The organism is Massilia sp. CT11-108 (assembly GCF_047302915.1).
Taxonomy (GTDB): domain Bacteria; phylum Pseudomonadota; class Gammaproteobacteria; order Burkholderiales; family Burkholderiaceae_D; genus Telluria; species Telluria orientalis.
Genome location: NZ_JBKYMO010001652.1, coordinates 1 through 249 on the forward strand (window position 1 = coordinate 1; position 249 = coordinate 249).

A 249-nucleotide genomic window follows, 5' to 3' on the forward strand; every position below is an offset into this window, starting at 1 on the left:
GCTGCAGCTCGCGCACGGCGAGACCCCGCCGGACGCGAGCGCGAGCAGGCGCTGGCCGACCGCTTCCGCATGCTGGCCGAAGTCCTCGGGCAGCTGGCGCACCTGGTCCAGGCCGTGCTCGACGAACAGCATGGCCTCGGCCATCTCGAGGCTGAACTGGTCGCTGCGGCCCCCCCCCCGCCGAAAACTGGGGCGCCCCCCCCCAGGCCCGCACCCCGCGGGAGGGGAAAATAAAAAGACGCCCCCCCC

The 249-nt window shown here is 73.9% G+C and carries 1 protein-coding gene; it reads right to left on the reverse strand.

Annotation, left to right across the window (positions count from 1 at the left end):
* Nucleotides 1-249, reverse strand: a 249-nt coding sequence (locus tag ACEN88_RS35920; RefSeq protein ID WP_413347156.1) for a hypothetical protein, incomplete at both ends; no start/stop codon positions are given.